We start from the raw sequence: 9,556 nt of genomic DNA, 5'->3' as shown, positions 1-9,556 counted from the left end.
TACGGCGGCGGCAACCCCGGCGCGCCGGGCGGACCCGGTGGACCCGGCGGGCCCGGACCCGATCCGCTTCCCCGGCCGTCCCGGCCGGAGCGGCGCGGATTCTGGGCCGGCTGCGCGGTGGCGATCGGCCTCTGCTGCACCTGCAAGCTCTGCTGCGCCAAGGAGTACGAGGGCCCGTGGTCGCGCAAGAAGCGCGAGGGCTGCTGCCGGGACAGTGACATCTGCGACTGCTGTGATTGCTGCGACTGCAGCTGCTGAACCCCCGACGCGGGCGTGTGTGGAAGGCTGCGTCGGCATGAGTACAGACACCGACCCGGATCCCGTGCGGAACTGGGAGAACTGGCACGAACGCCGCATCGCCTCGGTCTCGGCGCCGCACGGACCGCTCTCGCTCACCGGAACCCACTGGCTCTCCGAGTACCCGGAAGGTCGAATTCCGGCCGTGCCCGGCGTGTGGCGGGGCCGTGTTGACGACGTGTCAGTGACCGCCGGGGCCGGTGACGGGATCACCGTCGACGGCCGGCCGCTGACCGGTGAGGCCGTCCTGACCGCCGACCGGGGACCCATCGGCGGGTCCCGGGTCGCGCACGGCGGACGCCGGCTGGTGGTCATGCGCCGCGAAGGGCTCTGGGCGGTACGTGACTTCGACCCGGACTCCCCCGCACGCAGGGCGTTCGTGACCGTCGAGGCCACGCCGTACGACCCCCGCTGGGTGCTGCCGGGCCGCTTCCGCCCGTACCCGGAGAGCCGCACCGTGCGTGTCGGGAACGCCGACGGGCAGGAGCGGGGACTCGGGCTCGCGGGTGAACTCGCCTTCTCCGTCGACGGTACGGAGCACACGCTCGGCGCCGCCGTCGAGCCCGACGGGTCGCTCTGGGCGGTGTTCGCCGACGCGACCAGTGGCCTGACCAGCTATCGCTTCCGTTTTCTGCGGCCGTCCCCGCCTGCCGCCGACGGCACCGTGACGGTCGATCTCAACCGGGTGCTGCTGCCGCCGTGCGCCTTCGCCGAGCACTTCATCTGCCCCTTCCCGCCGCCCGGGAACACGCTGTCGATCGAGGTCCCGGCGGGGGAGCGGAACGTCGTCGTCCGCTGAGTCCCCCGAGCCGTGGGGACGGCCCCGGTCCGCACCGTGCGGACCGGGGCCGTCCCACTATGTGGGCAGGGCGGGATCGAGACGTGGATGGCGACTTCAAGACGAGTAGCGGCATCTCGGCCGGTGGGAGTGGCTGAAAGCCGCCCTTGCGCGGCTGGTTGGCGCATCCAATACTCCCCTCAGCGCTTGTCAGGGGCACGGCACATCCGGAATGCGGACGTATCCCTGACTGCGCCTCACGGGCCGGACCACCCCCAATCAGGCCCCAGATTCCTTCGGAGGAACCACACGTGAGGATCAAGCGCACCACCCCCCGCAGCGGTGTGGCGAGACGTACGCGTCTGCTCGCCATCACGACCGGTTTCGTCGCCGCCGCGGCACTCGCCGTCCCCACGGCGAGCGCCGACACGGCCGGGACCTTCAGCGCGAACCAGCTCACGGCGGCGAGCGACGCCGTCCTGGGTGCCGACGTGGCGGGCACCGCCTGGTATGTCGACAAGACGACGAACGCTCTCGTCGTCGAGGCGGACTCCACCGTCAGCAAGGCGGAGATCGCCGAGATCAAGGCCGAGGCCGGGGCCAACGCCGGCGCCGTGAAGATCAAGCGGACCCCCGGCAAGCTCTCCAAGCTTCTCTCCGGCGGCGACGCGATCTACTCGCCCACCGGTCGCTGCTCGGCCGGGTTCAACGTGCGCAGCGGCAGCACCGACTACTTCCTGACCGCCGGGCACTGCACCGACGGCAACCCGAACTGGTACACCAACTCGGCGCGCACCACCCTCATCGGCCCGACGGCCGGCTCCAGCTTCCCGGGCAACGACTACGGCATCGTCCGTTACTCCAACTCCTCGGTCTCGCGCCCCGGCACCGTCGGCAGCATCGACATCACCAGCGCGGCCAACGCCACGGTGGGCATGTCGGTGACGCGTCGCGGCTCCACGACGGGCACCCACAGCGGCAGCGTCACGGGCCTCAACGCCACGGTCAACTACGGCGGCGGCGACATCGTCTCGGGCCTCATCCGCACCAACGTCTGCGCCGAGCCCGGCGACAGCGGTGGCCCGCTCTACTCGGGCAGCCGCGCGATCGGCCTCACCTCGGGCGGCAGCGGCAACTGCTCCTCCGGCGGTACGACGTACTTCCAGCCGGTCGTCGAAGCGCTGAACGCGTACGGCGTCAGCATCACCTGAGCGCGTCCGGGCACCGCCCGGCCGGCCTGACGGGCCGAGCCGCACCGCACTGAGACGAGTCCCCGCCCGTGAGCTCCGGGCGGGGACTCGACGCGTTTCCGGGGCCGTGCGGCCGGGTGAACTCCCGGCCCCGACAGGCGGTTTCAGGACAGGACTAGACCTCACCCGCTGCCAACCCCGTGATTGCGCCGAGTGTTCACGAATGGAACGGCTCGACGCTGACCTCCGCACGTGACCGGGTTGAAAAGGAAATGAACCCGGCGTGTGCACGTCCTGAAGTCGACCTTGTGTGCTACTGGCGAGTTTAGGAATAGTGGGCGCCTCGTCCTCCGCATCACCGCACCCCACATGCGATGACGCGGCCCCCACAGGAGGTATCAGTTGAAGCACCGTCGCATTTCCAAGAAGCGCGTGGCGATCGCGAGCAGCGCCGTCACCGCCATGGTCGTGGCCGGGATTTCCTTCCAGACTGCGAACGCCAGTGAGGACACCACCGCTACCACGGCGAAGACGCTGTCGGCGCCGGCGGCCGGAAAGCTCGCATCCAGCCTCGTCGGCGACCTCGCCGGCGACGCGGCCGGCTCGTACTACGACAGCAAGACCAAGGCCCTGATCGTCAACGTCGTGGACGAGAAGGCCGCCGAGACCGTGCGCGAGGCGGGCGCCAAGGCGAAGGTCGTGGCGCACTCCCTCGCAGAGCTGAAGGACGCCCGCGGCTCCCTCACGGGCAAGGCGAGCACCCCCGGCACGGCCGTCGCCGTCGACCCGGTCACGAACAAGGTCGTCGTCACGGCGGACAGCACCGTCAAGGGTGCCGCGCTCGACAAGCTCACCAAGACCGTCGAGAAGCTCGGCACCAAGGCCGAACTGAAGACGACCGCCGGTGAGTTCAAGAAGTTCATAGCCGGTGGCGAGGCCATCCACTCCGGCGGTGGCCGCTGTTCCCTCGGCTTCAACGTGGTCGTCGGCGGCGAGCCGCACTTCATCACCGCCGGCCACTGCGGCACGACGGGCAGCTCGTGGTCCGACTCCGCCGGCGGCGCCGAGATCGGCTCCATGGTGGACTCGCAGTTCCCGGGCAACGACTTCGCGCTCGTCAAGTACACCGGCTCCGCGGAGCACCCGAGCGAGGTCGACCTGTACGACGGCAGCACGCAGGCCATCGCGCAGGCGGGCGACGCGACCGTCGGCCAGGCCGTCTCGCGCAGCGGCTCCACCACCCAGGTGCACGACGGTGAGGTCACCGCGCTCGACGCCACCGTGGACTACGGAGGCGGCGACGTCGTCGAGGGCCTCATCCAGACCACGGTCTGCGCCGAGCCCGGCGACAGCGGCGGCTCGCTCTTCGCCGGTGACACCGCGCTGGGTCTGACCTCGGGCGGCAGCGGTGACTGCTCCTCGGGTGGCGAGACGTTCTTCCAGCCGGTGCCGGAGGCGCTCTCGGCGTTCGGTGCCGAGATCGGCTGACCGTACGGTCGAACCGGAGAACGGACAACAGGACAAGAGGCCCGGCCCGCCGTCACCGGCGGGCCGGGCTTTTCCGTGTGCCCGGTGTTCCCGCAGGTGGGAGGGGTCCGGATGGCTGACGAGCCATGATGTCGCACAAACGTTCGATACTCATCTATGGTGGGAGCGGGGGAGGTGAGAACGGATCGATCAGGAGGTGCGGATGCCCGGGTTCACGCATCTGCATACCGTCTCGGGGTTCTCCCTGCGGTACGGGGCCTCCCATCCCGAACAGCTGGCCGAGAGCGCCGCCGCGCGGGGCATGGACGCCCTCGCCCTGACCGACCGCGACACCCTCGGCGGCGCGGTCCGCTTCGTCGACGCGTGCGAGGAGCAGGGGATCAGACCGCTGTTTGGCGTGGAGCTGGCCGTGGCCGAACCGGCGGACGGGCCGGTACGCGAACGGGGCCGGACCCCCGCCGTACGGCCGCGCACCCCGGTGCGCGGCGGCGCCTTCGTCGACGAGTCCGCGCCCCGCACCGTCTTCCTCGCCCGTGACGGCGCCGCCGGCTGGGCCGATCTGTGCCGGCTCGTCACCACCGCGCACGCCGCCGGGGACGGCGGCCCGCTGCTGCCCTGGCAGGACAACCACGGCGCGGGCGTCACCGTGCTCCTCGGCCCCGACTCCGGCGTCGGCCGGGCCCTGGCCGCCGGCCGGACCGGCGAAGCCGCCCGGCTGCTCACCGCCTGGCGGGAGATCTACGGCGACGCCCTGCGGCTGGAGGTCGTCCACCACGGGCGCGAGGGCACCGGGCCGGGATCGCTGCGGCATGCCGCCCGTACCCTCGGCCTCGCCGTCGAACAGGGCGTACGGGCCGTGCTCGGCAACGCCGTACGGTACGCCGACCCCGGCCGGGGCCCGGTCGCCGATGTCCTCGACGCGGCCCGCAGGCTGGTGCCCATCGACCCGCGCAGGGGCCTGGACAGCGGGGAGCGCTGGCTCAAGGACCCGGCGGCGATGGCCCGTACCGCCGGGCTGGTGGCCGAATCGGCCGGGCTCGGGCAGGACACCGCGCACCGGCTGCTGGCCATGACACAGGAGACGGCCGAGAGCTGCCGGGTCGATCCCAGGGACGATCTCGGGATCGGCGGTGTCCACTTCCCCGAGCCCCGACTGGTCGGCGCCGGCCTGCGGACCGCCGCACGGGTGCTCCGGTCGAAGGTGGCGGCGGCCATGGTGCTGCGCGGCTACGACCGTGACCGGGCGTACTGGGACCGGACGGAGGCCGAGCTGGGCACGATCGAACGGCTCGGCTACCCCTCGTACTTCCTCACCGTCGCCCAGGTCGTGGACGACGTACGGGGCATGGGCATCCGGGTCGCGGCGCGCGGCTCCGGGGCCGGCTCGCTGGTCAACCATCTGCTGGGGATCGCGCACGCCGATCCGGTCGCGCACGGACTGCTGATGGAGCGCTTCCTCTCCGAACGCCGGCGCGCCGACGCCCGTGGCCGGTTCGAACTCCCGGACATCGACATCGACGTCGAGTCCGCCCGGCGCCTGGAGGTCTACCGCGCGATCCTCGACCGCTTCGGCCCCGAGCGGGTCGCCGCCGTCGCGATGCCGGAGACCTACCGGGTCCGCCACGCCGTACGGGACGTGGGCGCCGCCCTGTCCATGGACCCGGCCGAGATCGACCGGATCGCCAAGTCCTTCCCGCACATCCGGGCGCGCGACGCCCGCGCGGCGATGGACGAACTGCCCGAACTGCGCGAGGTCGCCAAGGAGTCGCGACAGGAGGGGACGGGGCACGCCCGGCTGTGGGACCTGGTGGAGGCGCTGGACGCGCTGCCGCGTGGAATGGCGATGCACCCCTGCGGAGTGCTGCTCTCCGACTCCTCGCTGCTGCGCCGTACGCCGGTCGTGCCGACCAGCGGGGAGAGCTTCCCCATGTCCCAGTTCGACAAGGACGACGTCGAGAAGCTGGGGCTGCTCAAGCTCGACGTGCTGGGTGTGCGGATGCAGTCCGCGATGGCGCACGCGGTCGCCGAGATCGGGCGCGCCACGGGCGAGGAACTGGACATCGACGATCCGGCGCAGGTGCCGGAGGGCGATCCGGAGACGTACCGCCTCATCCGCTCCGCCGAGACCCTCGGCTGTTTCCAGATCGAGTCGCCCGGCCAGCGCGATCTGGTCGGCAGGCTCCAGCCCGCCACGTTCCACGACCTGGTGGTGGACATCTCGCTCTTCCGGCCCGGTCCCGTCGCCGCCGACATGGTGCGGCCCTTCATCGAGGCCCGGCACGGCCGCGCGCCCGTCCGCTATCCGCACGACGACCTGGAGGAGGCGCTGCGCGAGACCTACGGTGTGGTCGTCTTCCACGAGCAGATCATCCGGATGGTCGACATCATGACCGGCTGCGGCCGGGAGGAGGCGGACCGGGTACGCAGAGGGCTCTCCCATCCCGAGTCGCAGGCGAGGATCCGGCTCTGGTTCGAGCGGGCGGCCGGGGAGAAGGGGTACACGGCCGAGGTCGTCGGCCGCGCCTGGGAGATCATCGAGGCCTTCGGTTCGTACGGCTTCTGCAAGGCGCACGCCGTCGCCTTCGCCGTACCGACGTACCAGTCGGCCTGGCTCAAGGCGCACCATCCGGCGGCGTTCCTCGCCGGGCTGCTGACGCACGACCCCGGCATGTACCCGAAGCGGCTGCTGCTGGCGGACGCGCGGCGGCGCGGGGTGCCGGTGCTGCCGCTGGATGTGAACCGGTCGGCGGCGGTCCATCGAATCGAACTGGTGTCCGGTGATTGGGGGGTGCGGCTCGCACTCTCGGACGTCCACGGCATCAGCGAGGCCGAGACCGCGCGGATCGAGGCCGGACAGCCGTACTCCTCGCTGCTGGACTTCTGGCAGCGCGCCAGGCCCGGCCGCCCGGTCGCCGAACGGCTGGCGCAGGTCGGCGCGCTGGACGAGTTCGGCGCCAACAGACGGGATCTGCTGCTGCATCTGTCGGAGCTGCACGGGGCGACACGGCGGGCGGGCGCCCACGGGGACCAGCTCCCCCTGGAGGGAGGGCGGCGGACAGCTCCCGCCGGGCTGCCCGACCTGGGTGACACGGAGCGGCTGAGCGCCGAACTCGGCGTACTCGGCATGGACGCCTCCCGCCATCTGATGGCGGACCACTACGCGTTCCTGGAGGAGCTGGGCGTGATGTCCGCGAAACGGCTGCGGGAGGTACCGCACGGCAGGACCGTCCTGGTCGCCGGTGCCAAGGTGGCCACCCAGACCCCGCCGATCCGCTCCGGCAAGCGGGTCATCTTCACGACGCTCGACGACGGCACGGGCCTGGTCGACCTCGCCTTCTTCGACGACAGCCACGAGGCGTGCGCGCACACGGTCTTCCACTCCTGGCTGCTGCTGGTGCGCGGAGTGGTGCAGCGGCGCGGCGCGCGGAGTCTGAGCGTGGTCGGCGCGGCGGCCTGGAACCTGGCGGAACTGGTCGAACTGCGGGAGAAGGGCGGCCTGGAGGCGGTCGCCGCCGCGCTGGACACGCCTGCGCCGGGCCCGGGGACCGGGACGGACAACGGCCGGCGCATCGAGATGCCCACGGGCTACGCGATGAACCCCTGGGCCGATCTCCAGCCGCCCGGTGAAGGGCTGCCCACGGGGCGGAAGCTGTGGCATTCGAGTCCGGGGAGCGCGGGATGAGAGGGGACGCGGGATGATCCTCTGCGTACGGTTCCACCACGACGCCGAGACCGGGATCGAGGCCGCGCTGCCCGCCCTGCTCGGGCTGATCGGCGACCTCAGCCCGGTCGTCCAGGCGCTGCCGCCGGACTCCGCGCTGGTCGATGTGCGCGGCGCCGAGCGGTACTTCGGGCAGGACGCGGCCCAGATCGCCGCCGTCCTGCGGGTACGGGCGCTCGCGCACGTCGGGGCCGGCTGCGCGATCGGCGCCGCCGCCACCCCGATGCTCGCCAGGATGGCCGCGCGCGAGGCGGCGCCGGGCACCACGCTGACCGTCCCGGACGAGGTGCGGGCGGTCGCGGAGTTCCTGGAGCCGCTGCCGGTCGCGGCGTTGCCGGGGGTCGGCGCGGCGACCGCCCGCACGCTCCGCTCGTACGGGCTCGGCACCGTGGGGAAGGCGGCGGCCGTACCGCTGTCGACACTGCAACGGGTCGCCGGGGTGCGGATGGGGCGCGAGGTGTACGAGAAGTCCCACGGCATCGACCGTACGACGGTCGTCCCGAACGCCTCCGCCCGCTCGCTCGCCGCCGAACGGGCCTTCTCCCACGACGAGCTGGACCAGGACCGGCACCGGTCCGCGCTGCTCTCGATCACCGAGGAGCTGGGGGGCCGGCTGCGGGTCGAGGGGCAGGTGTGCCGCTCGCTGACGCTCACGGTGCGCTACGCCGACCGCTCCACGACGACCCGCGCCCGTACGCTGCGCGAACCCACCGCGCACTCCGTCGCGCTCATCGGCGCCGCCTACCGGATCCATGACTCGCTCGGGCTCCAGCGGGCGCGGGTACGGGCCCTGTCGCTGCGGGCCGAGGGGCTGACCCCGGCCGAACGGGCCACCCGCCAGCTCACGTTCGACCCCGTGGACGACCGGGCGCGCCGCATCGAGGCGGTGGCGGACCGGGCCCGTGCCAGGTTCGGCCCGAGGGCGGTCGTTCCCGGCACACTCGCCGTCCGCGCGCCCGTCCGCCCCCGCTGACGGCCCCCGTCGTGAGACGGACGGGACCGTCGCGGACACGGCCTAGGGTTCTCGGATCACACACCCACCCGAGCGGAGCGGAATCGACATGCCTGACGGATGGCAGTGGGACAGCACCCTGTTCCGGGGAAGCGCGGTCCACTACGAGCGGGGCCGGCTGCCGTACGCCCCGGGCTTCGCCGCGACGCTGGCCGCCGTCCTCGGGCTGGACGGGCGGGGGCGGCTGCTCGACGTCGGCTGCGGGCCGGGCACCGTGACCCTCGCCATGGCTCCGTACGTCGCCGAGGTGGTCGGCGTCGACCCGGACGAGGACATGCTGGCGGAGGCCGGGCGGCAGGCCGGGCTCCGCGGGGTGGGCAACGCGCGCTGGACGGCCGCGCGCGCGGAGCAACTGCCCGCCGGACTGGGGGAGTTCCGGGCCGTGGTGTTCGCCCAGTCGTTCCACTGGACGGACCGCGACCGGACGGCCGCCGCGGTGCTGGGGATGCTGGCACCGGGGGGCGCGTTCGTCCATGTCAGTGACCTGAAGGACCCTCCCGCCGCGACCACGCCGCTGCCCCGGCCCGCTCCTCCGTACGAACGGATCGGCGAGCTGGTGCGCCGGTATCTGGGTCCCGTACGGCGCGCGGGGCAGGGGACGCTCGTCAACGGCACGCCGGGCCGGGAGGATCTGGTCCTGGCGCGGGCCGGGTTCGAGAACTTCGAGCGGCATGTCGTGCCGGCCGGGGAGGTGGTCGACCGCCCGGCGGATTCCGTCGTGGCGTGGGTGTTCTCCCGGTCGGACTCCGCACCCCATCTGTTCGGCGACAGGCTGCCGGACTTCGAGCGGGACCTGCGGGCGCTGCTGCGGGAGGCGTCGGCCGAAGGGCGGTTCGCGGAGCATCTTCCGCCGACCGAGATCATGACCTGGCGCAAGCCGCCTGGTGAGGGGTGACGACGGTGCGGGGGCGCGCCGTTGGCATTCGTTCAGTTTTTACCGACGCGTAACTTCCCTTCCCGTTCCTACTCATGCGTAACTTGGCATGAGCACAGCCAATGATGTGGTCCGGGCCACAGGGCTGACAGCTATCGCCACTTCCCCTTGAGCCGCAAGGAGATCGCTCGATGCT

Annotated in this window: 6 protein-coding genes and 1 pseudogene; all 7 read left to right on the top strand. The window is 72.3% G+C overall.

Translation table 11 applies throughout. The features are described from left to right. Nucleotides 1–258, top strand: a pseudogene (locus tag GXP76_RS31320) (hypothetical protein); the annotation flags it as partial. Between the two features lie 37 nt (nucleotides 259–295). Further along, a complete protein-coding gene (locus tag GXP76_RS31315; RefSeq protein WP_242575004.1) occupies nucleotides 296–1,096 on the top strand; it encodes a DUF1684 domain-containing protein in 801 nt (266 codons plus the stop codon). Between the two features lie 290 nt (nucleotides 1,097–1,386). Beyond that, nucleotides 1,387–2,286, top strand: a complete 900-nt coding sequence (locus GXP76_RS31310) for a S1 family peptidase (protein ID WP_242575003.1) — start codon at nucleotides 1,387–1,389, stop codon at nucleotides 2,284–2,286. Nucleotides 2,287–2,667: 381 nt separating this feature from the next. Beyond that, entirely contained in the window at nucleotides 2,668–3,753 is a 1,086-nt protein-coding gene (locus GXP76_RS31305; protein ID WP_242575002.1) for a S1 family peptidase, read from the top strand. Between the two features lie 202 nt (nucleotides 3,754–3,955). Beyond that, nucleotides 3,956–7,435: a DNA polymerase III subunit alpha gene (locus tag GXP76_RS31300; RefSeq protein ID WP_242575001.1), complete on the top strand. Its 3,480-nt coding sequence runs from the start codon at nucleotides 3,956–3,958 to the stop codon at nucleotides 7,433–7,435. A gap of 13 nt (nucleotides 7,436–7,448) precedes the next feature. Beyond that, on the top strand, nucleotides 7,449–8,447 hold the full coding sequence (locus GXP76_RS31295) for a hypothetical protein (RefSeq protein WP_242575000.1): 999 nt from the start codon (nucleotides 7,449–7,451) through the stop codon (nucleotides 8,445–8,447). An 88-nt stretch (nucleotides 8,448–8,535) separates the two neighbouring features. Beyond that, nucleotides 8,536–9,381, top strand: a complete 846-nt coding sequence (locus GXP76_RS31290) for a class I SAM-dependent methyltransferase (protein ID WP_242574999.1) — start codon at nucleotides 8,536–8,538, stop codon at nucleotides 9,379–9,381. The last annotated feature ends 175 nt before the right edge of the window (nucleotides 9,382–9,556 follow it).

This window comes from Streptomyces sp. NP-1717 (genome assembly GCF_022695985.1).
Lineage (GTDB): Bacteria > Actinomycetota > Actinomycetes > Streptomycetales > Streptomycetaceae > Streptomyces.
Note: the sequence above shows the minus strand (reverse complement) of the source record. Positions and strands in the feature narration are given on the sequence as shown.